This is a genomic window from Halotalea alkalilenta, from assembly GCF_001648175.1.
Classification (GTDB): domain Bacteria; phylum Pseudomonadota; class Gammaproteobacteria; order Pseudomonadales; family Halomonadaceae; genus Halotalea; species Halotalea alkalilenta_A.
In genome coordinates, this window is sequence record NZ_CP015243.1 from 831,383 (window position 1) to 854,534 (window position 23,152).

The window sequence follows — 23,152 nt, forward strand, 5'->3', positions numbered from 1 at the left end:
CAGCGTCTTATACAGCCGGGCTATAACCATGATCGAGCCATCGAATCAGTCGGCAGCGCAAGCGCGCGCGGCGCAGGTTCGAATACCCCCGGCATCGATGCCCGGTCTTGCATGCCTTGAGTCTCACATACATGGCGCGGCTCGATTCGCTACAATTCTCCCGCTATCTCGAAAGGCGATGTCCATCGCTCGAGCCACCCAGAGAAGAGACTCGCAATGGCTTTGAAAAACGACCGTTTCCTTCGTGCCCTGGCGCGCCAGCCGGTGGATCGCACCCCGGTGTGGATGATGCGACAAGCCGGACGCTATCTGCCCGAGTACCGGCGTACGCGCGAGGAGGCGGGCGACTTCATGGCGCTGTGCAAGGACCCTGCGCGGGCCTGCGAGGTGACCCTGCAGCCGCTCGCGCGCTATCCGCTCGACGCTGCGATATTGTTCTCCGACATCCTCACCGTGCCTGATGCCATGGGGCTGGGGCTGCACTTCGTCGCCGGCGAAGGGCCGCGTTTCCACCACCCGGTACGTGACCGCGCGGCGATTGCCGCGCTGTCCAAGCCGCATATCGAGCGGGATCTCGACTATGTGATCGAGGCGGTGCGAGTGATCCGCCGCGAGCTCAATGATCGACTGCCATTGATCGGCTTCTCCGGCAGCCCCTGGACGCTTGCGACCTACATGGTCGAGGGCGGGCCGAGCAAGGAGTTTCGCTATATCAAGGGCATGCTGTATGGCGATCCGCATGCGCTGCATGCGCTGCTTTCGCTGCTGGCCACGGCGGTCACCGACTATCTCAATGCCCAGATCCTCGCCGGTGCGCAGGCGGTACAGATCTTCGACACCTGGGGAGGCGTGCTCAGCACGCCGGCCTACCAGGCCTTCTCGCTCGATTACATGCGCCGTATCGTCGATGGCCTGATTCGCGAGCACCAGGGGCGCAAAGTACCGGTGATCCTGTTCACCAAGCACGGTGGGCAATGGCTCGAGCGGATCGGGGAGAGCGGCTGCGACGCGGTTGGGCTCGACTGGACCACTGAGCTTGGCGATGCGCGCGCCCGGGTCGGCGACCGTCTCGCGCTGCAGGGCAACCTCGACCCGGGCGTGCTGTTCGGCGCGCCTTCGATGATCCGCGCCGAAGTCGCGCGTACGCTTGCAAGCTTCGGCCACGGCCCGGGGCACGTCTTCAACCTGGGCCACGGCATCTCGCAGTTCACTCCTCCGGAGAATGTCGATGTGTTCCTTTCAGCGCTCCACGAGCTCAGCCCTGCCTATCACGCCTGAGCGGCTAGTGGCCTACGACGGCGGCTGTCCGTTCTGCCGCCGTTCGATTGCGACCCTGCTGCACTGGCAGGCTCGTGACGCGACCGGGCTGTTCGTGCTCGACTCTCCTCTGGCGCGGCGGCTGGGCGCGCATTTCGGCGAGGATCCCGCCTCTTTTGACAGCTCCTGGCTGATCGAAGCCGGGCAGCTGCATCGCGACAGCGATGCGGGATGGCGCCTGGCGCGTCACTTCCGCTGGCCATGGCGCGCGCTGGTGGCGCTGCGCTGGGTGCCACCGCCGCTTCGCGATGGCACCTATCGCTTGATCGCGCGTAATCGTCACCGCTTCCAGCCCGGGCTCGCCGATGCCGATCGCGCAGCGATCGACGCCCGGCGTGTCGAGTCTCTGCGCGTCGCCGACTGCATCGCGCTTGGCCTGCCTGAGTCGCTGGCCGAGCGGTGAGCGCGCGACCGGTGCTGGCCGGCCGCGCGGTGGTGGAGCAGCTCAGCCAGCGCCGTCGGCCAGTGCGGCGAAGTTGGCGTTGACCCGGCCCTGCAGATAGTCCTGCGCGGTCATCGGCGGATACTTGCCCGCGGGACCTTCGATCACCGCGTCGCGGTTGGCCTGACAGAAGAAGGCGAGGCTGTAGCGCTCATCGACCGGGCCGCCGGTGGCGGGGCTCTTGACCCGATGGAAGTTGGACTTGAGCCGGTCGTCGCTCCAGCGCATCAGCATGTCGCCGATGTTGCAGGTGATCACGCCCTCCCTGGGCTCTACGTTGGTCCACACCGGTTCATCGAGATCACGCCCGGGGCACACTTGCAGTCCGCCCTGGCCCTCGCGCTGGAACAAAAGCGTCAGGCAGTCGAAGTCGGTATGGGCACCGGCGCGCCAGACGCTCGCGTTCTTCGCCTGTTCGGCATCGAGGGCGAAGTAATGAAGCAAGCGCAGCGTGCTCTGGTAGCTCGGCCGTGCGGGATCATGGGCCTCGGTGAAGAACTCCCGCGGAAAACCCAGCCGGTCGGCGAAGCAGGAGAGTACCCGCATGCCTACCTGCCAGCTCTTGCGCTCGAAGTCGAGCATCACCGCACGGAAGCCGGCGAGCTCTTCCTCGCTCGGCCACAGCCCCTCCATGTGCGGGCGGGTGATCTGATAGGACTCCTTCTGGTCCGGCGTGCGCGTCGAGGGCCGCACCTGCGCCTTGCTCTCCCAGCCGACATTCAACGCGCGCTGCAATGGATACCGCGCCTTCACCGCTTCGGGCAGGGAGAAGAATGCCTCCATCGCCGAGAAAGCGGCGCGGATCTCTTCAAGAGCAATGCCATGGCCGTCGAGTTGGAAGAAGCCGACTTCGGTGGCGGCATTCCACAGCTCGTCGGCGATCTCTTCCCGCCGCGCGTCGAAATCGCTCAGGTCTATCAGCGGGATCGCAGTGGCGTCGCTCTCCACGCCCCGTGCGCCCATGCGGGCCTCCTTGTCGAGCTCGACCAGGCGTGAGGCAGCGGGGGTGGAATTCGCGGACGCGGCAGGGGTAGTGCGAGGGTAGTGTTCGGTCATCATGGGGTCTCCGCTCGAAGGCTTTCGCGCTCGCCCTCGCCATGGCGATCCCGCAGGCCACCGTTCGCCCCCGCGGCGTGCGAACGCAGACACACCGTGGAAAGAGGGAGGACGGGGAAGGAATGCGCATGGCGGTGGTCGTCTCCAAAAAGCCTGACAGGCGTGTTTGGAGAGCAATGTCCCGGGCGGGAGCCCTGACCGCTTCTACTCTCTTGATTGGGGATGGCGATCGACGTCGCCATGGTGGCGCCCGTTGGGGGCCACGCATGGAAAGAAAGCAGGAAGCGTGCCAAAGGTTTTTCGATTCATGCGTTCATCAACGAGTGTTTCTATACGTATGAATCCAAAACGATTTTCTCACTATGGCGATACCCTGGCGATGCGTCGCCGGCATGGAGATGGGCGCATTGCACCAAATTGGAACATTAAATGCGCATTAAGCACGTTTTGTGCGCGCCCCCGGCACCGTGCTGGGGCATCGGTGTCATTCGCCCGTAATCTTTTAGCAACTGGCTGAAACGAAAGGTTAAATGAAAGATGTCATAGAGGAGGGAAGGGGTTTCGAGGGCGACGAACGGGTCGCAGCCTGCACCATAGCTGCGCTGCCAAGGTCGCCTTGAGAGGAATGCTGAGGCATCGGATAGTGTCCAGGCCCCGGTTGGGGCGACTTCGTAGGCGGCGACGCGCAAAGTTGGAACGTTCTTTGCAGTACACAGATTGTTACTGTGGCAAATGCGACCACCGTCCTTGGGGAACGGACGGTACGTGGCTAGCGCGGCGCACGCCTCGTGATAACGACAAATGCTAACGATTGGAGACGTTACCCTATGCGTATCAAACACCTGTTGCCCCTCGCCGGTGTCGGTCTCGGTGCCGCGCTGGTCAGCTTCGGCGCCCAGGCCGCGACCCTCGACGACACCAAGAATCGGGGCTCCGTGCGCTGCGGCGTGAGCGATGGCCTGGCAGGCTTCTCCGCGCCCAACGCCCAGGGTCAATGGGAGGGGATCGACGTCGAGCTGTGCCGTGGGATTGCCGCCGCGATCTTCGGCGACCCGGAAAGCGTGGTCTATTCCGCGCTGACCGCCAGCGAGCGCTTCACCGCACTGCAGTCCGGAGAAGTCGACCTGCTTTCGCGTAACACCACCTGGACCTCCTCGCGCGACAACTCGCTGGGACTCACCTTCCCGGGCGGGGTCAACTTCTACGACGGCCAGGGCTTCATGGTGAAGTCGGAGCTGGGCGTCGAGCATGCCACCGAGCTGGACGGCGCCACCATCTGCGTCGCTTCGGGCACTACCACCGAGCTCAACCTCGCCGACTACTTCGACAGCCAGGGCATGCAGTACCAGGCGATCGGTTTCGATGAGTCGAGCCAGACCGCCGCCGGCTTCGACAGCGGCCGCTGCGACGTCCTTACCTCCGACTCCTCCCAGCTCGCGGCGCTGCGCCTGCAGCTCAACGATCCGGACAGCGCTGTGATCCTCCCCGAGCGGATCTCCAAAGAGCCGCTGGGCCCGATGGTTCGCCGCGGCGATGAGGACTGGGGCAAGGTGGTGAGCTGGACGTTCTACGCCATGCTCAACGCCGAGGAGCTGGGCGTGACCAGCGAGAACGTCGACGAGATGCGCGACAACCCGCCGAACCCCGACGTCGCCCGCCTGCTCGGCCAGGACGGCAACTTCGGCGAGCAGCTCGGACTCTCCAACGACTGGGCCTACAACATCATCAAGACGGTCGGTAACTATGCCGAGGTCTACGATCGCACCGTAGGCGCCGACTCACCGTTGGATATTCCGCGTGGCGTCAATGCGCTGTGGAATGCCGGCGGCATCCAGTACGCACCGCCAGTACGCTGATCCCCCGATGGGCGCCGCGCCAGGCGCCCTCGGGTTTCTGCCGCTTCCCTCGGGACAAGGCGTCGGCCGGCGCCGTATCGAGGGCAGCGGTTCATCGAAGCTTTACGTTATTCCGGCCCAGGCCTTGCCGGGCACCCTTCGCCCCGACGCAGAACCTACGTTCACCTAGCGTCTGGCAGAGGGCGTGCTGACAGGCTCCAGCGGAGAGATATCCGAGACCATGCTGCGACCTTCCACTTCCATCCCCAAGCGCGCGCGCGGCCCGCTCTGGCGTGATCCGCAGGTGCGCTCGCTGGTGATCCAGACGGTGCTGCTGATCGCGCTGGTAGGGATCATCATGCTGATGATCCACAACACCATGGCCAACTTGCAGGCCAGGGGAATCAATACCGGCTTCGCCTTCCTCGACTACCGTGCCGGCTTCTCGATCGCCCAGACGCTCAACGACTACTCGAGCAACTCAAGCTACGGGGACGCTTTCCTCGCCGGTCTTTACAACACGCTGCTGGTGTCGATCCTGGGGATCATCGCCTCCACGGTGGTCGGGTTGGTCGTCGGTATCGCCCGCCTTTCCCCCAACTGGCTGCTCGCCCGGGTAGCGACCGTCTACATCGAGATATTCCGCAACATCCCGCTACTGCTCCAGATCCTGTTCTGGTACTTCGCCGCTCTCGGCGCGCTGCCGCAGCTGCGCCAGAGCCTCTCGCTGTTCGACCTGTTCTTCCTCAACCAGCGCGGCATGATCATCCCCGCACCGATACCCGGCGAAGGCTTCTCGGCCACCGTCTACGGGCTGTTGGCGGCGGTGGTGCTGGCATGGGGCCTGGCGAGGATGAACAAGAAGCGCCAGGCCGAGACCGGCCAGCGGCTGCCGATTGGTTGGATCAACCTCGGTGTGATCGTGGTGATTCCGCTGGTGATCTTCCTGATCAGCGGCAGTCCCTTGTCCTGGTCGGTGCCCGAGCTCGTCGGCTTCAACTACCGCGGCGGCCTGCACATGATCCCCGAGCTGATCGGCTTGTGGGTCGCGCTGACCATCTACACCGCATCGTTCATCGCCGAGATCGTCCGCTCCGGCATCCAGTCGGTATCGCATGGACAGACCGAGGCGGCCAGCTCGCTCGGCCTGCCCAAGGGCATCACCATGCGCAAGGTGATCATGCCGCAGGCGATGCGGTTGATGATCCCGCAGCTGTCGAGCCAGTACCTGAGCCTGACCAAGAACTCGTCGCTTGCGATCGCGATCGGCTATCCGGATCTGTTCGCGGTGTTCGGCAACACCACGATGAACCAGACCGGGCAGGCGGTGGAGATCATGGCGATCACCATGGGTGTCTACCTGGCGCTCAGCCTGATCACCTCGCTGCTGATGAACCTGTTCAACTCCCGTATGGCCCTCAAGGAGCGCTGATCGATGAGCGAGCAAAACGCAAGCGCTGCGCCCCTTCCCGCGTCCGCTGACAACCAAGGCTATATCGCTGCTAGGCAGCCGCCGGAGAAAGTGGGTGGCTTGCTGGTCTGGCTGCGCAAGAACCTCTTCTCCGGCCCGATCAACAGCCTGATCTCGCTGGTGCTGCTCTACCTGATCGTGCGTATCGTCACGCCGATGGTGCAGTGGGGCCTGATCGACGCTACCTGGGTCGGCTCCTCACGCCAGGACTGCACCGGCGACGGCGCGTGCTGGGTGTTCGTCACCACCCGCCTCGGCCAGATCATCTATGGCTTCTATCCGTCACCGGAGCGGTGGCGGGTCGATGTGACGCTGGCGATGTTCACCGTGCTGCTGGTCTGGCTGGTGATACCGAGGCTGCCCTACAAGAAAATCGCCGGCCTGCTGACCCTGTTCGCCTTCCCGGTGGTCGCCTACTTCCTGCTGCTCGGCGGCTCGTTCGGGCTGCCATACGTGCCGACTCGCCAGTGGGGGGGCCTGATGCTGACGCTGGTGATCGCGACCGTCGGCATCGTCTGCTCGATCCCGCTGGGGATCCTGCTCGCCCTTGGCCGGCGCTCGTCGATGCCGTTCGTCAAGGCGGTCTGCGTGGTCTTCATCGAGTTCTGGCGCGGGGTTCCGTTGATCACCGTGCTGTTCATGGCATCGGTGATGTTTCCGCTGTTCGTGCCCGCCCAGCTCGAGGTGGATCGCCTGGTACGCGCGCTGATCGGGATCTCCTTCTTCTGGAGCGCCTACATGGCCGAAGTGGTGCGCAGCGGTCTGCAGGCCATCCCCAAGGGCCAGGACGAAGCCGCGGCGGCGCTTGGTCTCGGCTACTGGCAGCGGACCGGCCTCGTGGTGCTGCCCCAGGCGCTGAAGCTGGTCATCTCCGGCATCGTCAGCACCTGCATCTCGCTGTTCAAGGACACGACGCTGGTACTGATCATCGGTCTCTTCGACCTGCTCGGTGTGATTCGCGCAGGCCTCACCGATACCGCGTGGCTCGGTTACGCCACCGAGGGCTACGTCTTCGCCGCGATCCTCTTCTGGGCCTTCTGCTTCAGCATGTCGCGCTACAGCCAGTATCTCGAGCGACGCCTGCATACCGGCCACCGCTGATTAGACTTATTCGAGGGATTCATCCATGACCAGCAACACCGCCAGCGCAGCCGAGCAGCCGATGATCGAAATCACCCGGCTCAACAAGTGGTACGGGGATTTCCACGTTCTGCGCGACATCGACCTGACCGTGGCCAAAGGCGAAAGGATCGTGATCTGCGGCCCTTCGGGGTCGGGCAAGTCGACCATGATCCGCTGTATCAACCACCTCGAGGAGCACCAGCAGGGCGAGATCGTCGTCGGCGGCATTCCGATGACCCGTGACGTCAAGCGTATCGAGCAGATTCGCCGCCGGGTGGGAATGGTGTTCCAGCACTTCAACCTGTTCCCCCACCTGACGGTGCTGGAGAACTGCTGCCTCGCGCAGGTATGGGTGCAGAAGAAGCCGCGCCGGGAAGCCGAGAAGATCGCCATGGAGTACCTCGAACGGGTGCGCATCGCCAACCAGGCGCAGAAGTACCCGGGGCAGCTCTCCGGTGGTCAGCAGCAGCGCGTGGCGATCGCCCGCTCGCTGTGCATGCATCCGGAGATCATGCTGTTCGACGAGCCGACCTCGGCGCTCGACCCCGAGATGATCAAGGAGGTGCTCGACGTCATGGTCCAGTTGGCCAGCGAAGGCATGACCATGCTGTGCGTGACCCACGAGATGGGCTTCGCCAAGACCGTCGCCGACCGGGTGATCTTCATGGACCAGGGGCAGATCATCGAGCAGAACCCGCCGACCGAGTTCTTCGGCAACCCGCGCTCGGCGCGTACGCGCGAGTTCCTGAGCCAGATCCTCGGGCACTGAGGCCACAAGTTTGGTGAATGAGTCCGGACAACGAGGCAAGGGAGCGTCGTCATGTCGATAGAGAAGTTCATGGTGGGCACGGCGCCTCAGCCGATCGCGCCGTTCTCCCATGCGTGCCGGGTCGGTGAGCTGCTGTTCGTCACCGGGCAGATGCCCACCGTGCCGGAGACCAACGAAATGCTGCTCGGCACCTTCGCCGAGCAGACCCATCGGGTGATGCAGAACCTCGCCCTGGTGCTCGACGCCGCCGGCAGCGCGTTCGAGCACGTGATCCAGGCGCGGGTGTTCATCACCAACATGGGCCATTTCGACGAGGTCAACGCCGTCTACGCCAGCTATTTCGAGACGCCGCTGCCGACACGTACCTGCATCGGCGTCACCGGGCTCGCCGGCGGCGCCGATGTCGAGGTCGACCTGATCGCTTGGATTCCCCCCACCACCGACTGAGCCGATGCGCAGCGCCCGGGCCTCCACGGCACCGGGCGCTGCGCTCAGCGAGCATCAAGTTTCCGCCCGGTATGCCGATAGCGATACGTTTTTCCGACAACGTATCGAGGACCCCGCATGAGACTCTCGCTTCGGCTGCGTATCCTGATTTGCGCGCTGCTCATCCTGCTTTCGACGCTGACCATCTCCAGTGCCTTCACCTATGTCCAGCTCAACCGCGAGAGCCGCAGCGACATAGAGCGCAACCTCGAAACGCTGTCCCGAGCCTATGCCCTGGCGTTCTCGGAGTGGATCGAGCATCGTTCGAACACCATCGGAGCCATCGATGCGGTCAGCCTGGAAGAGAACCTCCACGGCGTCCTCTCCCGCTTGCAGGCGATCGGCGGATTCTCCGCCACCTACCTTGGGCGCGCCAACGGCCAGATGGAAACGTCCGTGGCGCTCGATCTTCCGCCGGACTATGACCCGCGCCCGCGCCCCTGGTACCAGCAGGCGCTCGACAGCGACGTCACGGTAGTCACGCCGCCCTACCAGGATGCCAGCACCGACCAGTTGATCCTCACCTTCGCCCGCGCGGCGCGGGATGGCGGCACGCTGCTCGGCGTGGTCGGCGGCGATATCGCGTTGGATACGATCGTCGCCGAGGTGGGCTCGATCCACCCTACCGAACACAGTTTCGCGCTGCTGGTCGATGGCCAGGGGCGGATCATCGCCGGGCGCGATTCGTCGCTTGCGCTGACACCCTTCGCCGAGCTGGCGCCCGGCTTCGACCCTTCCAGCCGCCAGGGAGAGGCTCTGATCGAGGGCCGGCAGCGGCTGCTGCATGCCGAATCGGTACCGGGTACCGACTGGCGGCTCTACCTAGTGCTGGATCTGAACGACGCCGCCAGCGGAGCGCGCAGCGTGCTCACCGGCATGCTCGTGGTGGCTGTGCTCGCCGCGTCGCTCGGTGGGCTTTTGCTCTGGGCGGTGCTCAAGCCGATCTTCCGGCGCTTGGACGAAGTGCGCAGCGAACTCGAGGAGCTCGCCTCCGGCGACAGCGACCTGACCCGCAGGCTGCCCGCTGGCGGGCATGACGAGGTAGCGCGAATCGCACGTGCATTCAACGCCTTCATCGACCGTATCCATGGCTTGATGATCGAGGTCCGGGGCAGCAGCTCCCGCGTCGCTGGAGCGGCGGTGGAGATGTCGAGCGCTGGCGAGGAGCTGTCGCGTCGCAGCGAACAGTCGGCAGCCAGCCTCGAGCAATCCGCAGCGGCAATGGAGCAGCTCTCCTCGACGCTCGAGCAGTCGGCGGATTCCGCCGTGCGCGCACGCAGGCTCGCCGACGGCGCTGGGGAAGCCGCGAAACGCGGCACCGAGGAGGTCGCCCGCGTGGTCGAGACGATGGACGACATCGGCCGGGCGGCGGCACAGATTTCCGGCATCGTCGAAGTGATCGACGGTATCGCCTTCCAGACCAACCTGCTGGCGCTCAATGCCTCGGTGGAGGCGGCGAGAGCGGGTGAGCAGGGCCGTGGGTTCTCGGTGGTCGCCGAGGAAGTCCGGCGGCTCGCCGCACGCAGCCTCGAGGCGGCCAAGGATATCCGCGCCTTGATCACCACCTCGGGCGAGCGTGCCGCGAGTGGCGCGGAGCGGGTCACCCACGCGCGCGAGGCGATCGATGCCATCGTCGCCCAGGTCGTGGAGGTCAACGGCGTGGTCCGCGAGATCAGCATTGCACTGCGAGAACAGAGCAACGGCGTCCATGAGGTCAATCAGGCGGTCACCCAGCTCGATGGTGCGACGCAGGAAAACGCACGCCAGGTCGAGTCATCGAGCCACGCGGCGGCGCAGCTGCGCGACGAGGCGACCCGGCTGGCCGAACTGGTCGGTGGTTTCCGGCTCGATGCCGGCGGCGCGGGAGTGAGGGCGGTGCTTGGCTCGAGTTGAGCGCAGGTAGGTGAGTCCTCTGCTCCAATTGACATTTTATCTCATTTGCGCTTAAGTGCTGGGCTCATCGTCAGTCACTTTTCCTCCTCCGCCTCGCCACGCCCGTGCCGCCATTCGGCGCCGGCGTCGGCGGGGCGAGTCAGTCAGTGCAAAGGAGCTTCCATGCTCGCTCGTCCCCTCGGGCGCTTCGCCGCGGCCATCCTCGTCCCGATCACGCTGCTCTTCACCGGGCAGGTGCTGGCCGCCGATGGGCAATTGCGTACGCTCGACACCGCCCACGGCGAGATACAGGTGCCGGCCCACCCGCAGCGGGTGGTGACGCTCTATGAAGCGGCGCTCGATGCCACGCTCGCGGTCGGGGTCGAGCCGCTTGGCGCGGTGGCCACCCGAGGTGGCACCGATGTGGCCGACTACATCGCCGACCGTGCCCAAGGGGTGGCGATCGTCGGCGGCCCGCGGGAGATCAATCTCGAAGAGGTGCTGCGCCAGCGACCGGACCTGATCCTCGCCAGCCCCTTCCTCGCCGAGGCCGACTATCAGCGGCTCAGTCGCATCGCGCCGACCGTCGTGCCCAAGCACGACGCCGAGCGCCCCTTCGGCGACGACTACTGGCGCAAGGAGAGCGAGCTGTTCGCTGACGCGCTCGGCCGACACGACCAGATCGAGGCGGTGTTCGAGCAGCTCGACCAGCGCATCGAACGGCTGCGCCAGCAACTCAGCCCTGAGGGGGATGTGAGGGTGACGCTGATGCGCTGGAACCCGCAGGGGCCGATCGTGATGTCGGACAAGGTCTTCGCCGGCGACGTGCTTCGGCGCTTGGGCTTCGTCGCGCCGGAGATCGCCCAGACGCTGAGCTCCCGACCACACACCGACATGCTCAGTCTCGAGAACCTCGGCCGCGCAGACGGCGACTGGCTGCTGCTCGCGACCCTCAACGCCGAGGGGCGTGACGCCTTGGCCGCGGCGCAGCGCCAGCCCGCGTTCCAACGGCTCGAGGCGGTCAGGAACGGCCACGTGCTGACGGTCGATGGCCAGCTGTGGACCAGCGCCGCCGGGCCGCTCGCCGCTGAGCGGATTCTCGACCAGATCGAAGAGAAAATGCTCGGTGAACCAGCGGCCGATATCGCGGCGCAATGAGTTCCGCGACAGGCAGCGTGAGATTCACGCGAGGTCTGGGGTTTTCTCTGCTGGCGCTGGGGGTTGCCCTGTGCGCCAGTCTTGCGCTGGGCGCGGGTGACGTCACCCCGCTGCAGGTGTTGCGTTGGGTGCTCGGTGACGACGATGGCAACGCTGGCTTCGTCGTTACCGAGCTTCGCCTGCCGCGCAGCTGTGTCGGTATCGTCGTCGGTGCCGCGCTCGGCGTGGCTGGCAACCTGCTGCAGACAGTCACCCGCAATCCGCTCGCCGAGCCGGACCTGCTCGGGGTCAGCGCCGCATCGACCACCGCGGTGGTCATCGCCATCCTGCTCGGCGCCAGTGTGACCACCCTGCAGGTATGGGTCGCGGTGCTCGGCGCGATGTGCGGCTGTGCGCTGGTGCTCGCCGCCGCCCGGCTGCGCGGGGTGGGTGATGACCCGATCCGGCTGATACTCGCCGGCGCCGCGCTCAAGGGCGTGCTCACCGCGCTGGTTTCATTGGTGCTGCTGCTCGATCAGCGCAGCGCCGATGAGATTCGTTTCTGGACCATCGGTGCGCTGGCGGGGCGCGGTTACCAGGAGCTGCTGGGGGTCGCTGCGCCGCTGCTGCTCGGTGTTCTCCTGGTTGCCTTCCTGAGCCGTCCGCTCGCCGCGCTGGCACTCGGCGAGCGCGTCGCCAGCGGGCTCGGCCACCGTCCGCGACTGACGCGCTGGCTGACGCTGCTGGCGGTGGCGCTGCTCAGCGGCGTGGCCGTGGCTTTGGCCGGGCCGATCGCCTTCTTCGGCCTGGTGGTGCCCGTGCTGGCGCGGGCGCTGGTGGGGCCGGACATTCGCCGCACGCTACCGCTTTGCGTGCTGCTTGGCCCCGCGGTGCTGCTGGCCGCTGACGTGGTGGCCCGGCTGCTGGTCCGCCCTTCGGAGCTGCCGCTCGGCGTGGTGACCGCAGTGATCGGCGCCCCTGTACTGGTCGCCGTGGTTCGCGCCCATCGGCTGCCGAGACTGTGAGCATTTCAGGCTGGGGGCGGTCTGCGTCCCCGAGGAGAGAGGCATGATGCAGCGGCTCGGCGCGCGTGCCGGGGCGAATCGGCGCCAAGGGCCTGGGCCCGGCCGTGGCGGGACGTCGCGGTCTGATCTCTCGCCTCGCGACGCTTGGCTGCTGCGCTGGCGTGGCCATAGCCTGCTGCTGCCGCGCCGCTCGCTGCTGGGCCTTGCCTGGCTGCTGCTCGGCCTGGTGGTGGTGTTCATCGCTTCTCTCTCGATCGGCTCGATGCCACTCGCCCCACAGCGGGTGATCGCGGCGCTGTTCGGCAGTGGCGATCCGCTCGATATCTATCTGGTTCGCGAGCTGCGCCTCGGCCGGCTGGGCGCGGCGTTGGCGAGCGGCGCCGGTTTCGCGCTTTCCGGCTGCCTGTTGCAGACCCTGACTCGCAATCGCTTGGCGATGCCCGATATCATTGGGATCAACAACGGCGCGACCGCCTTCGCGGTGGCGTCGATCGTCGCTCTGCCGATGAGCTTCGCACCGCCGATGCTGGCGCTGGTGGGGGCGGTCACCGCGACTGCCCTGACCTTCGCCCTGGCCGGTGGGGTGGGCGTGCGCGGCTATCGCTTCATCATCGTCGGGGTCGGTATCGGCGCGGTGTTCGGTGCGCTCACCAACCTGATGCTCGCCCGGACCAGTATCGATGCGGCCAACGCCGCCTTTCCCTGGACCGTTGGCAGCCTCAATGGCAGCGGCGCGGGGGCCCAGATCATGCTGTGGATCGGGCTCGCCGTCTGCCTGCCGCTGGCGATGGCCAGTACGCGCGGGCTTTCGAGCCTGCGCTTCGCTGAGCCGGTGGCGCTTGGCTGGGGAGTCCGGGTAGCCCGACTGCGCCTTTTCGCTTTGGCCCTGGCGGTGATTTGCGCAGCGCTCGCGGTAGCGGTGGCGGGCCCCGTGGGCATGATCGCCTTGATCGGACCGGAGCTCGCCCGCCGGCTCTCCAGCCATCGATCGGTCCCGGTGCTCAATGCAGCGCTCGCCGGGGCGATGCTGATGGCGCTGGCCGATCTGCTCGGGCGCACCCTGCTCGCGCCGGTCGAAGTGCCGGTCGGCATCGTCACCGCGCTCGTCGGCGGTCCCTATTTGATCTGGATCCTGCTGCGCGGTGACTCGCCGCGCGCGCTATGAGCGATGCGGCGTGCAATCGATGGAAGCTGGAAGATGAGTGAGTTCGAACATGACCGCGCCGAGCGCGCGACCCTCGAGGCGAGTGGCATCGCGATGGACTACGGTCATCGACGGGTCATCGAGCGGCTCGACCTGCGCCTGCCGGAAGGTAAGGTGACCGCGATCGTCGGTCCCAACGGCTGCGGCAAGTCCACCCTGCTCGCAGGGCTCGCTCGGCTTCACGCGCCCAGCGCCGGGGTCGTGTTGCTCGACGGTGAGCCGATCTACTCGCTGGCGCCGCGCGACGTCGCCCGCCGGCTCGCGCTGCTGCCCCAGGAGGCCAATGCCCCGGATGGGCTCACCGTGCTCGAATTGGTCCAGTTCGGCCGCCAACCCCATCAGGGCTGGTTGCGCCAGTGGTCCGAAGAGGACCAGCGCGTGCTCGACGCAGCGATCCGCGCAGCCGACCTGGTCGAGCTGGCCGACCGGCCGCTGGAGTCGATGTCGGGAGGGCAGCGCCAGCGTGCCTGGCTCGCCATGGCGATTGCGCAGACCACGCCGCTCTTGCTGCTGGACGAGCCGACTTCGGCGCTCGATCTTGGTCACCAGATCGAGGTCTTCGAGCTGATCCGCTCGCTCTCCGAGGAGAGCGGCAAGACCGTGGTGATGGTGGTTCACGACTTGGTCAGCGCCTGTCGCTATGCCGATCACCTGGTGGCGATGCTGGACGGGCGTATCGTCGCCGAGGGTGAGCCCCGCGAGGTGGTCACCCCTGAGCTCGTGCGCGAGCTCTACGGCATCGATTGCCGGTTGGTGATCGACCCGCTGTCGAACAGCCCTATTTTGACCGAGATTCGCCGCTGCCGGAGCTGACCGCAGCGGTAGGCGATTCGTTTTGCAACCTGCGTCGTGCGATGACGCGAGAGAGGCAGCTTAAGTGAGCAAGTTTTCCACCGAACGCGTGCTCAGCGTCCACCACTGGAACGACACGCTGTTCAGTTTCACCTGCACCCGCGAGCGCGGGCTGCGGTTCAAGAACGGTCAGTTCGTGATGATCGGACTCGAGGTCGATGGCCGCCCGCTGGTGAGAGCCTATTCGATCGCAAGCCCCAACTACCTGGATCATCTCGAGTTCTTCTCGATCAAGGTGCCGGATGGCCCGCTAACCTCCCGGCTCCAGCATCTTGAAGTCGGTGACGAACTGCTGGTTAGCCGCAAGCCTACCGGCACCCTGGTGCTCGACGACCTGCGCGAGGGGCGCCATCTCTACCTGCTTGCCACCGGCACCGGGCTTGCACCGTTCATGAGCCTGATCCAGGACCCTGAGGTGCTCGAGCGCTTCGACAAGGTCATTCTGGTGCACGGCGTGCGCTGGGTCAGCGAACTCGCTTACCACGACTTCATCACCCGGGAGCTGCCCGAGCACGAGTACTTGGGCGAGGAGATCCGCGACAAGCTGATCTACTACCCGACCGTGACCCGCGAGGACTTCCATACCCGTGGCCGGCTCACCGAGCACATCCGCAGCGGCAAGCTCGCCGCGGACATCGGCCTCGCGCCGCTCGATCCCGCGCTCGACCGGGCGATGATCTGCGGCAGCCCGGCGATGCTCGACGAGACCTCCCAAGTGCTCGACGAACTCGGCTTCAGGATATCTCCGCGCATGGGCGAGCCGGGCGACTATGTGATCGAGCGCGCCTTCGTCGAGAAGTAGCACTCGCCTTGGGCGGTCGCGCTATCGCCCGGCGCTGGAACGCCAGGCGTGGCTCAGCGCTCGTCACGGGGCGCTTCGAGCGTGGGCAGATGCCAGTTGAAGCGTACCGTGAGCATCCTCAGCGTCAGGCCCACCACCAGCGCCAGCAGGGTGGCGAGGGTCGCTGGCAGGTCGAGCGCGAGGCAGGCCAGATACAGCGCCGAGACGATCACGGAAATGCTGGCGTAGAGTTCGCGGCGCAGCAGCAGCGGCACTTCGTTGCACAGTACATCGCGCAGTACCCCGCCGGCGCAGCCGGTGATCAGGCCGAAGATCGCCGCTGTCCAGCCCGAGTGGCCGAGATCCAGGGCGATGCGGTTACCGATCAAGGTGAAGACGACCAGTCCCATCGCATCGAGCAGCAGGAAGGTGGTCCGCAGCCGTTGCAGGCGTGAGGCGACCAGCGCGGCGACCAGGGCGGAGCCCGCGGTGACCAGCAGCAGCCAGGGGCGAGCGACCCAGGTCAACGGATACTGGCCGAGCAGCACGTCGCGCAGGGTGCCTCCGCCGAGGCCCGCGATCGAGCCGATGACCGCGACGCCGAACAGGTCGATGCGGCTGCGTCTGGAGGCGAGCGCGGCACTCATCGCCTCGGCGCTGATCGCGATCAGGTAAAGCGCGAATAACATTCCAGGCTTCCTTCCAAATGGCTCGGGACGAGCGATTCACCCCTCATGCTCGCATCCCGCATTCTCGGCGATCCTTCCACGCCGATACCCTGCTCGGCCATCTTATCGCACAGACGTGACGAGGCCCGGTCGATGACCGGGCCTCGTCGTTGCAATGCGCTTGGTTGAGGGCCGTCCAGCGCCGATGAAGTCGGTTAGACCGCGTCCTTGCCGGTCTCTCCGGTACGGATGCGGATGACTTGCTCGAGCGGCGAGACGAAGATCTTGCCGTCGCCGATCTTGCCGGTGTTGGCCACCGAGGTGATCGCCTCGATCACTTGGTCGACCATCGGGTCGTCCACGGCTGCCTCGAGCTTCACCTTGGGCAGGAAATCGACCACGTATTCGGCGCCGCGGTAGAGCTCGGTGTGGCCCTTCTGACGGCCGAAGCCCTTGACCTCGGTCACGGTGATCCCCTGGATACCGATTTCCGACAGTGCCTCGCGCACATCGTCGAGCTTGAAGGGTTTGATGATCGCTGATACCAGTTTCATCGTCAGTGTTCCTCGGCTGTCCTTGTGATTACGTCGGTCGCTGCGCCATCGAGTGGGCTGTGCCGGCGAGCGTTGCGCTCCAGGGCGGGTGTCGGTTCGACGTTCGCCATGGCGCCTATTGTCTTGTCGTGCCCTCAAGCATATAGGTCCGACGATTCTTCACCAAGCGCCCTGGGCTCGAGCCTGATAAATCGAGCGGGCATCCTGTCGGATGCCCGCTAGAGGGCGCGGTCGCGCCTTACTTCGAGCTTTGGACGAATTCCGGATAGGCTTCCATCCCGCACTCGGTGATGTCCACGCCGGCGAACTCTTCCTCTTCGGTGACCCGTACACCCATGATCGCTTTGATCGCCAGCCAGACGACCAGACTGGCGAGGAAGACCCAGAGGAAGATCGATACACCGCCGATCAGCTGGGCACCGAAGCTTGCGTCAGCATTGGTGAACGGAACCACCATCACGCCCCAGAAGCCGGCAACGCCGTGGACCGAGATCGCACCGACCGGATCGTCGATCTTGAGCTTGTCCAGCGTGATGATGGAGAACACCACGATGATGCCGCCGATCGCACCGATCACCGTGGCGGTGAAGGCCGCGGGGGAGAGCGGGTCGGCAGTGATCGAGACCAGGCCACCCAGCGCGCCGTTCAGCGCCATGGTCAGGTCCGCCTTGCGGAACAGGATCCGGGAGAGCACCAGTGCGGCGATGACGCCACCGGCCGCGGCGGTATTGGTGTTGACCAGTACCTGGGCCATGTTGTTGGCGGATGCGACGTCCGAGAGCTTGAGTTCGGAGCCGCCGTTGAAGCCGAACCAACCCATCCACAGGATGATCGCACCGAGCGTGGCGAGCGGCAGGTTGGCACCGGGAATCGCGTTGATCGCGCCGTTCTTGCCGTACTTGCCTTTACGCGCGCCGAGCACCAGTACACCTGCCAGGGCGGCGCTGGCACCAGCCATATGGACGATGCCGGAGCCGGCGTAGTCGGAGTAGCCGACCGCGTCGAGCCAGCCGCCACCCCAGGTCCAGTAGCCGGAGGTCGGGTAGATGATGCCGGTCATGAACACTGCGAAGATCACGAACGACCACAGCTTCATGCGCTCGGCGACCGCGCCGGAGATGATCGACATCGCGGTGGCGACGAACACCACCTGGAAGAAGAAGTCCGCGCGGGCCGAGTAGTAGGGTGCATCCTCGCCACCGGCGAGTACGTCGCTCAGGTCGTTCTCCGCACCGATCAGCCAGCCGAAGCTCGGGAAGATCCCGCCCTCTGCGCTGGAGTACATCAGGTGGTAGCTGAACAGCAGATACATCACGCAGGAGACCGCGAACAGGATGATGTTCTTGGTCAGGATCTCAGTGGTGTTCTTCGCTCGAACCAGACCGGCCTCGAGCATCGCGAAGCCCCCGGCCATCCACATCACCAGCACACCGCAGATCAGGAAGTAGAAAGTATCGATGGCGTAGGCGATCTCCGTCACCTGATTCGCCAAATCCGCTGCTTCATTCATTTTTGGTTCCCTTTGGTCGTCTTTTAATCAGGTCGATCTTATTTTTGTGGTGGTGAGTGTGCGGCCGCCGACGGCGGGCCGAGTGCTACGGGTGCCAGGGCTCGCGGGCTCAAATCGCGTCTGCGCCGCGTTCCCCGGTGCGAATCCTGATCACATCCTCGAGCTCGGTGACGAACAGCTTGCCGTCGCCGATCTTATGACTGTTCGCCGCATCGCGAATCGCATCTAGAACCGCTGCCGCTTGGGCATCGTCGACCGCGACTTCGACTTTCACCTTGGGTAGGAAGTCGACCACGTATTCAGCCCCGCGATAGAGCTCGGTGTGGCCCTTCTGGCGGCCGAAGCCCTTGACCTCGGTCACGGTGATGCCTTGCACGCCATTGTCCGCGAGTGCTTCGCGCACGTCATCGAGTTTGAATGGCTTGATGATGGCTGTGATCAATTTCATTCGGTGCGTACTCCTCGCTGGACGCTCCAGGTAACTGAATGAGGCGGGGCAGACATCATGCCATATGTTGATATATGCCTTTTTTATCATGGTGTTACGATTTTTCTACGGGCGTCGGATTGGTTGGGGATTGGCCGGATACGTCGTCAGTGAACCGTTTTGGGTCAATCTATTGATCGCCCTGGGGCATGTGCACCAGTTTGGTTCTTTGGTCGATTCGCGGCCGCGCTTTCCGTGGGTGGGGTGATTGGTGGGGCATAGGATCGCGCGTTCGACGCCGCTGTCGCGTATCCTTGGATGCAAGCCTGCTCGCGCCGACCGAGCCGAGTCGCCGGCCGGCCCTCTATTCGCAACGGAGAAGATGTCATGACTCGTAACGATGTATTCAGCCGTCTGGCTCAGCAGATCGGGGAGCGGCTTTCAAGCGTCTCCCAGGCGCCGGAAGAGATCCAGCGCAGCGTGCAGGGTGCGATGAAGGGGGCCTTCGATCGCCTGGACCTGGTCTCGCGCGAAGACTTCGACATCATGATGGATGTGCTGACCCGCACCCGCACCCGGGTCGAAGCGCTCGAGAAGCAGCTCGCCGCACTCGAGGCGCGGCTGGGTGAAGATGTCCCCAGCACCGTGGCCGAGGTCGAGCAGCGGGCGGCTGCAACCGCGGCCGGGGCGAAGGAGCTGCCCACCGAGCCCAAGACCAAGCGAGGCAAGCCCGGCGACGCGGGCGACTATAGCCCTGAACGCGACGCCTGAGCCGCATCCTCCATCCATCGCTGCGCGCTCGATGATTGGGCGCAGGGTGGCTTTCAGTCGGCCCACTCATCCGCTTTGAATGCCGCCGAGCCCCCCGCGCGCGCTTTGCGCGGCGAGGGGCCGGTCGTGCATGCGAGCATCGCTAGGGCCTCCCTGCGCTGAGCGCATAGGTAGCAGTGCTTGTCCGTCGTCTCTCCGGGGTGGAACCGATGTCGCTTTGCTGCGCCATGGTGGTGCAGTGTTTTCCGCCTCACCTCCAAGGCGCTGCCGTCGAATCCCCGGCATCGTCCCATCGCTACCCGCTGCATCGCCTGGCGGGTCAAAAGTCGCCTGCGCCGGCCGATCTAACCGGAACCGAGTCGTCGTACTCCTCGTTTCCTGGAGGTTCCATGTCGCTGGCGGTCGTCCGCAGTCGGGCGCTGCTCGGCCTGCACGCTCCCTTGGTGCAGGTCGAGGTCCATATTTCCAATGGGTTGCCGGGGCTTGCGATCGTCGGCCTGCCCGAGACGGCGGTGAAGGAGAGCCGTGAGCGGGTGCGCAGCGCGTTGCTCAATGCCGGTGCCGAGTACCCGACCCGGCGAATCACACTCAACCTGGCCCCCGCCGATCTGCCCAAGGAGGGTGGTCGCTTCGACCTGCCGATCGCGCTGGCTATCCTGGTCGCTTCCAATCAGCTGCCGCCCGAGAGCGTCGAGCGGCTCGAGTGCCTGGGCGAGCTCGCCCTCGATGGCCGCCTGCGCGGCGTCGGCGCGGTGCTGCCCGCGGCATTGGCCGCTCATCGCGCCGGTGCGATTTTGCTGGTGGCCAGCGAGGACGCCGAGGAAGCCGCGCTGGTCGAAGGCCTCGAAGTGATCGCCGCCGATCATCTTCTCGAGGTCGTCGCCCACCTGCATGGCCGCGAGCGTTTGCTGCCAAGACCCGCGACGACGCCGGCGCTCGATCTCGCCGAGATGCCCGATCTTTGCGACGTTCGTGGCCAGCACCAGGCGCGCAGGGCGCTGGAGATCGCCGCCGCGGGCGGTCACAACCTGCTCTTCGCCGGCCCCCCCGGCACCGGCAAGAGCATGCTCGCCGCACGCCTGCCGGGGCTCTTGCCACCGCTCGACCAGCAGCGCCGTCTGGAGGTCGCGATGATTCGCTCGCGCTGCGGCCTGGCACCGCTCGGTGAGTGGGGGCGACGGCCATTTCGATCCCCGCACCATGGGGCAAGCCCGGGGGCGTTGATCGGTGGTGGTTCGCAACCGATGCCGGGCGAGATCACCCTGGCCCACCATGGCGTGCTGTTTCTCGATGAATTGCCCGAGTTCGAGCGCCGTGCGCTCGAAGGGCTGCGCGAGCCGATCGAGTGCGGCACGGTGTCGATTGCCCGTGTCGCGCGGCAGGCGATCTTCCCAGCCGAGTTTCAGCTGGTCGCGGCGATGAACCCCTGCCCCTGCGGACACCTGGGTGATCCGCGTCGCGCCTGCCGCTGCAGCGCCGCGCAGATCCAGCGCTATCAGGCGCGGCTGTCCGGACCACTGCTCGATCGTATCGACCTGCAGGTGGAGATGACCGCGCTCGCCGCCGACGAGCTCGCTCGCCAGCGCCCTGGCGAGGCTTCGGCCTCGGTGAGGGAGCGGGTGGTCGCCGCACGTCGATGCCAGGCTAGCCGGGGCGCACTCAACGCCCGGTTGGGCAGTCGTGAACTGGAGGCAGCCTGCGCGCTCAGCGATGCCGAGCGCGCTTGGCTCGCCCACGCCCTCGAACGCCTCGGCCACTCGACCCGCACCTACCACCGGGTGCTGCGCGTCGCCTTGACCATCGCCGATCTCCAGGCGTCTGCCCGGTTGACCCGCGAGCACCTGATGGAGGCGCTCGGCTATCGCCAGCTCGACCGGCTGCTGCGCGGCGATGGTGCCAAGGCCCAGCGATGAAGCGCTTGGTCGCTTTCTTTGCTTGGCATTGAGCGCCGGCGGCGCGCCCGAAAGTGCATCGGCAAAGACTCAAGTTCATCCATGTACGTGCCGATGGTAGCGCCAAGGAGAGCGTTAGCATCGCCGGAAGATTGGGTCGAGGCGGCTTCGCTGTAGGGAATGCTGGGCAGGATGGGCGGTGCGTATGGGCTTATCGGTAGCTGTCTCGCCGCGAGTGCGGGGCAAATGGGGCGGGGTCTTGCTTTTGCTGCTTGGAACACCGCTTTGCTGGGCGCAGTCGAGCACGCCCAGCGACCTGGAGCTGCAGCGCGAGGGCCAGCGGCGATTGATCGAGGATCAACGGCAGCGGCTCGATGGGCTGCAGCGCTTGCGGCCCGCCCCGACCCTGCGGGAGCAGCCCTCGATGGCGGTTGGTTCAGGCTGCGTCACGGTACAGCGGCTGGTGGTGGAGGGCGGCGAGCGGCTGCCCGCCGAGCGCCTGGAGGCACTGCGCCGCGAGCATCTCGGCAAGTGCCTCGACGCTGCGGCGCTCAATGCGCTGCTGGCGAGCATCACCAACGACTACCTGGATCGAGGCTTCATCACCACGCGAGCCTACCTGCCGGTGCAGGAGACCGATGAGGCGCTGGTGGTGAGGGTCGTCGAAGGGCGGCTCGAAGGCATCGATCGCCCCGCGACCCTGCCGGCCTCTTCGGTCGCGATGGCCAGCCCGCTCGAGGTGGGCGAGGTGCTGAATCTTCGCGACATCGAGCAAACCTTGGACCAACTCAACCGGCTGGCTTCCCGCCGAGTGACCGCGGCCCTTCGCCCTGGCGATCGGGTCGGCGGTAGCCGTGTGGTCCTGGAAGACGACCCCGGGCGCCCCTGGCGAATCCATCTCTCTCGCCACAATGGCGGTCAGCCTTCGGTCGGACGCCAGCAGTGGGGGCTCGGGCTGTGGCTCGACGAGCCGCTCGGCCTCGCCGACCAGTTCGACCTCCAGCTGATCCGCAGCCAGGCGCGAGGGGCCGAACGCAATACCGACAGCAACCAAGTCGGCTACTCCCTGCCCTATGGCTACTGGAACTTTGCCTACCGCTATATCGACAGCGCCTACGCCACCCGTGGCGAGGCCAACGGTTTCATCTTCGACCTCGATGGCAAGAGCGAGCGTCATCTGCTGCGTGCCGAGCGTCTGATCGCTCGCGACCAGACCAGCAAGACCTCGTTGTCGACCCAACTTTCGCGAACGGCGACGCGCAACTACATCGACGGCACGCGCATCGGCGTCAGCAGCCGGGTGCTCAGCGAGTGGCGGCTGGGGCTCAACCATGGGCGCAGGCTGGCCGGTGGATTGTTCAACGGCGATGTCGCCTGGTCCCACGGCACCGGGCTGTTCGGCGCCGACGATGACCATGGCCGTCCCGATGGCGCGCCGAAAGCCCGCTACGACAAGGCGAACTTGACCTTGAGCTACTTGCGCCCGTTCAGCGTCGTCGGTTTGCCGCTGCGCTACTTCGGCCTGCTGCATGCCCAGTGGAGCCCCGATGTTCTCTACAGTCCGGCCAGGTTGAGCCTCGGTGGCCAGGATTCGGTGCGCGGCTTCAGCGAGCAGTCGCTACCCGGCGATACCGGTGGGTACTGGCGCAACCAGGTGACTTGGTCGCACCCGCTGAACCCGGTGCCAAGGGTCTTCGATCTCTTCGAGGTGACTTTGGCCTACGACCTCGGGGTGATCCGTCACGGCCGTTACAACGATGAACTCCACGGCAGGATGAGCGGCGCGGCGCTCGAGTTCGGCCTGCGCGGCGAGCAGCTCTCGGCGCTGCTCGGTGTCTCCCGGTCGATCGAGCGCCCAAGCGCGCTGCCCCAGCGTGAAACCCCGATCTACTTCGAGCTCGGCCTGACGCTATGAAATGCCCTCCCTCCCTTCGGCGCGAACCGCTACAGAGAACGAGAGC

General features: G+C 65.7%; 21 protein-coding genes. 16 read left to right on the forward strand and 5 right to left on the reverse strand.

All coding sequences use genetic code 11. The features are described 5' to 3' along the window. Positions 1 to 216 precede the first annotated feature (216 nt). Entirely contained in the window at positions 217 to 1,278 is a 1,062-nt protein-coding gene (hemE, locus tag A5892_RS03695) for a uroporphyrinogen decarboxylase (protein ID WP_064121653.1), read from the forward strand. Between the two features lie 7 nt (positions 1,279 to 1,285). After that, complete coding sequence (locus tag A5892_RS03700; RefSeq protein ID WP_064121654.1) at positions 1,286 to 1,720, forward strand: thiol-disulfide oxidoreductase DCC family protein; 435 nt, start codon at positions 1,286 to 1,288, stop codon at positions 1,718 to 1,720. A 42-nt stretch (positions 1,721 to 1,762) separates the two neighbouring features. Here the strand turns inward: A5892_RS03700 and A5892_RS03705 are convergent, their stop codons facing one another. Next, positions 1,763 to 2,818: an isopenicillin N synthase family dioxygenase gene (locus A5892_RS03705; RefSeq protein WP_082890251.1), complete on the reverse strand. Its 1,056-nt coding sequence runs from the start codon at positions 2,816 to 2,818 to the stop codon at positions 1,763 to 1,765. An 824-nt stretch (positions 2,819 to 3,642) separates the two neighbouring features. On the opposite strand from A5892_RS03705, the gene A5892_RS03710 reads away from it, so the two are divergent. The 11 genes from A5892_RS03710 to A5892_RS03760 all read left to right on the forward strand — a co-directional run bounded on the left by A5892_RS03710 (position 3,643) and on the right by A5892_RS03760 (position 15,390). Continuing rightward, positions 3,643 to 4,671, forward strand: a complete 1,029-nt coding sequence (locus A5892_RS03710) for an amino acid ABC transporter substrate-binding protein (RefSeq protein ID WP_064121656.1) — start codon at positions 3,643 to 3,645, stop codon at positions 4,669 to 4,671. Between the two features lie 220 nt (positions 4,672 to 4,891). Further along, positions 4,892 to 6,082 carry an amino acid ABC transporter permease gene (locus A5892_RS03715; protein ID WP_064121657.1) on the forward strand — a complete coding sequence of 397 codons (1,191 nt, stop codon included), beginning with the start codon at positions 4,892 to 4,894 and terminating at the stop codon, positions 6,080 to 6,082. Positions 6,083 to 6,085: 3 nt separating this feature from the next. Further along, positions 6,086 to 7,222, forward strand: coding sequence for an amino acid ABC transporter permease (locus tag A5892_RS03720; RefSeq protein ID WP_082890252.1), 1,137 nt, complete (start codon positions 6,086 to 6,088; stop codon positions 7,220 to 7,222). Positions 7,223 to 7,247: 25 nt separating this feature from the next. Next, a complete protein-coding gene (locus A5892_RS03725) occupies positions 7,248 to 8,012 on the forward strand; it encodes an amino acid ABC transporter ATP-binding protein (RefSeq protein ID WP_027350085.1) in 765 nt (254 codons plus the stop codon). 51 nt (positions 8,013 to 8,063) lie between these two features. Beyond that, a complete protein-coding gene (locus tag A5892_RS03730) occupies positions 8,064 to 8,459 on the forward strand; it encodes a Rid family detoxifying hydrolase (RefSeq protein ID WP_043447199.1) in 396 nt (131 codons plus the stop codon). Between the two features lie 117 nt (positions 8,460 to 8,576). Further along, complete coding sequence (locus tag A5892_RS03735; protein ID WP_064121658.1) at positions 8,577 to 10,391, forward strand: methyl-accepting chemotaxis protein; 1,815 nt, start codon at positions 8,577 to 8,579, stop codon at positions 10,389 to 10,391. Between the two features lie 162 nt (positions 10,392 to 10,553). Continuing rightward, positions 10,554 to 11,528 carry an ABC transporter substrate-binding protein gene (locus A5892_RS03740; RefSeq protein WP_064121659.1) on the forward strand — a complete coding sequence of 325 codons (975 nt, stop codon included), beginning with the start codon at positions 10,554 to 10,556 and terminating at the stop codon, positions 11,526 to 11,528. Between the two features lie 17 nt (positions 11,529 to 11,545). Continuing rightward, positions 11,546 to 12,532 carry a FecCD family ABC transporter permease gene (locus tag A5892_RS03745; RefSeq protein ID WP_223302781.1) on the forward strand — a complete coding sequence of 329 codons (987 nt, stop codon included), beginning with the start codon at positions 11,546 to 11,548 and terminating at the stop codon, positions 12,530 to 12,532. Positions 12,533 to 12,575: 43 nt separating this feature from the next. After that, positions 12,576 to 13,697 carry a FecCD family ABC transporter permease gene (locus A5892_RS03750; protein ID WP_223302782.1) on the forward strand — a complete coding sequence of 374 codons (1,122 nt, stop codon included), beginning with the start codon at positions 12,576 to 12,578 and terminating at the stop codon, positions 13,695 to 13,697. Between the two features lie 33 nt (positions 13,698 to 13,730). Further along, complete coding sequence (locus tag A5892_RS03755) at positions 13,731 to 14,549, forward strand: ABC transporter ATP-binding protein (protein ID WP_064121661.1); 819 nt, start codon at positions 13,731 to 13,733, stop codon at positions 14,547 to 14,549. Positions 14,550 to 14,613: 64 nt separating this feature from the next. After that, positions 14,614 to 15,390: a ferredoxin--NADP reductase gene (locus tag A5892_RS03760; protein ID WP_064121662.1), complete on the forward strand. Its 777-nt coding sequence runs from the start codon at positions 14,614 to 14,616 to the stop codon at positions 15,388 to 15,390. Between the two features lie 53 nt (positions 15,391 to 15,443). Here A5892_RS03760 and A5892_RS03765 read toward each other — a convergent pair whose 3' ends face one another. From A5892_RS03765 to A5892_RS03780, 4 genes are all read right to left on the reverse strand, one after another. Then, positions 15,444 to 16,058, reverse strand: coding sequence for a trimeric intracellular cation channel family protein (locus A5892_RS03765; RefSeq protein ID WP_064121663.1), 615 nt, complete (start codon positions 16,056 to 16,058; stop codon positions 15,444 to 15,446). A 194-nt stretch (positions 16,059 to 16,252) separates the two neighbouring features. Beyond that, a complete protein-coding gene (locus A5892_RS03770) occupies positions 16,253 to 16,591 on the reverse strand; it encodes a P-II family nitrogen regulator (protein ID WP_027350079.1) in 339 nt (112 codons plus the stop codon). Positions 16,592 to 16,829: 238 nt separating this feature from the next. Next, positions 16,830 to 18,101: an ammonium transporter gene (locus A5892_RS03775; protein ID WP_064121664.1), complete on the reverse strand. Its 1,272-nt coding sequence runs from the start codon at positions 18,099 to 18,101 to the stop codon at positions 16,830 to 16,832. A 109-nt stretch (positions 18,102 to 18,210) separates the two neighbouring features. Continuing rightward, on the reverse strand, positions 18,211 to 18,549 hold the full coding sequence (locus A5892_RS03780) for a P-II family nitrogen regulator (protein ID WP_027350077.1): 339 nt from the start codon (positions 18,547 to 18,549) through the stop codon (positions 18,211 to 18,213). Between the two features lie 366 nt (positions 18,550 to 18,915). Here A5892_RS03780 and A5892_RS03785 point away from each other — a divergent pair, with 366 nt between their 5' ends. The 3 genes from A5892_RS03785 to A5892_RS03795 all read left to right on the forward strand — a co-directional run bounded on the left by A5892_RS03785 (position 18,916) and on the right by A5892_RS03795 (position 23,106). Further along, complete coding sequence (locus A5892_RS03785; protein WP_064121665.1) at positions 18,916 to 19,299, forward strand: accessory factor UbiK family protein; 384 nt, start codon at positions 18,916 to 18,918, stop codon at positions 19,297 to 19,299. 389 nt (positions 19,300 to 19,688) lie between these two features. Then, positions 19,689 to 21,212 carry a YifB family Mg chelatase-like AAA ATPase gene (locus tag A5892_RS03790; RefSeq protein WP_064121666.1) on the forward strand — a complete coding sequence of 508 codons (1,524 nt, stop codon included), beginning with the start codon at positions 19,689 to 19,691 and terminating at the stop codon, positions 21,210 to 21,212. Between the two features lie 238 nt (positions 21,213 to 21,450). After that, complete coding sequence (locus A5892_RS03795; RefSeq protein WP_190295651.1) at positions 21,451 to 23,106, forward strand: ShlB/FhaC/HecB family hemolysin secretion/activation protein; 1,656 nt, start codon at positions 21,451 to 21,453, stop codon at positions 23,104 to 23,106. The last annotated feature ends 46 nt before the right edge of the window (positions 23,107 to 23,152 follow it).

Excerpts from the sequence above, each read along its gene's own strand:
- A5892_RS03775 (WP_064121664.1), bottom strand. The coding sequence starts at position 18,101 with ATGAATGAAGCAGCGGATTTGGCGAATCAGGTGACGGAGATCGCCTAC.
- A5892_RS03720 (WP_082890252.1), top strand. The coding sequence starts at position 6,086 with ATGAGCGAGCAAAACGCAAGCGCTGCGCCCCTTCCCGCGTCCGCTGAC.
- A5892_RS03705 (WP_082890251.1), bottom strand. The coding sequence starts at position 2,818 with ATGATGACCGAACACTACCCTCGCACTACCCCTGCCGCGTCCGCGAAT.
- A5892_RS03770 (WP_027350079.1), bottom strand. The coding sequence starts at position 16,591 with ATGAAACTGGTATCAGCGATCATCAAACCCTTCAAGCTCGACGATGTG.
- A5892_RS03710 (WP_064121656.1), top strand. The coding sequence starts at position 3,643 with ATGCGTATCAAACACCTGTTGCCCCTCGCCGGTGTCGGTCTCGGTGCC.
- A5892_RS03715 (WP_064121657.1), top strand. The coding sequence starts at position 4,892 with ATGCTGCGACCTTCCACTTCCATCCCCAAGCGCGCGCGCGGCCCGCTC.
- A5892_RS03730 (WP_043447199.1), top strand. The coding sequence starts at position 8,064 with ATGTCGATAGAGAAGTTCATGGTGGGCACGGCGCCTCAGCCGATCGCG.
- A5892_RS03740 (WP_064121659.1), top strand. The coding sequence starts at position 10,554 with ATGCTCGCTCGTCCCCTCGGGCGCTTCGCCGCGGCCATCCTCGTCCCG.
- A5892_RS03750 (WP_223302782.1), top strand. The coding sequence starts at position 12,576 with ATGATGCAGCGGCTCGGCGCGCGTGCCGGGGCGAATCGGCGCCAAGGG.
- hemE (WP_064121653.1), top strand. The coding sequence starts at position 217 with ATGGCTTTGAAAAACGACCGTTTCCTTCGTGCCCTGGCGCGCCAGCCG.
- A5892_RS03725 (WP_027350085.1), top strand. The coding sequence starts at position 7,248 with ATGACCAGCAACACCGCCAGCGCAGCCGAGCAGCCGATGATCGAAATC.
- A5892_RS03735 (WP_064121658.1), top strand. The coding sequence starts at position 8,577 with ATGAGACTCTCGCTTCGGCTGCGTATCCTGATTTGCGCGCTGCTCATC.
- A5892_RS03790 (WP_064121666.1), top strand. The coding sequence starts at position 19,689 with ATGTCGCTGGCGGTCGTCCGCAGTCGGGCGCTGCTCGGCCTGCACGCT.
- A5892_RS03785 (WP_064121665.1), top strand. The coding sequence starts at position 18,916 with ATGACTCGTAACGATGTATTCAGCCGTCTGGCTCAGCAGATCGGGGAG.
- A5892_RS03765 (WP_064121663.1), bottom strand. The coding sequence starts at position 16,058 with ATGTTATTCGCGCTTTACCTGATCGCGATCAGCGCCGAGGCGATGAGT.
- A5892_RS03755 (WP_064121661.1), top strand. The coding sequence starts at position 13,731 with ATGAGTGAGTTCGAACATGACCGCGCCGAGCGCGCGACCCTCGAGGCG.
- A5892_RS03780 (WP_027350077.1), bottom strand. The coding sequence starts at position 18,549 with ATGAAATTGATCACAGCCATCATCAAGCCATTCAAACTCGATGACGTG.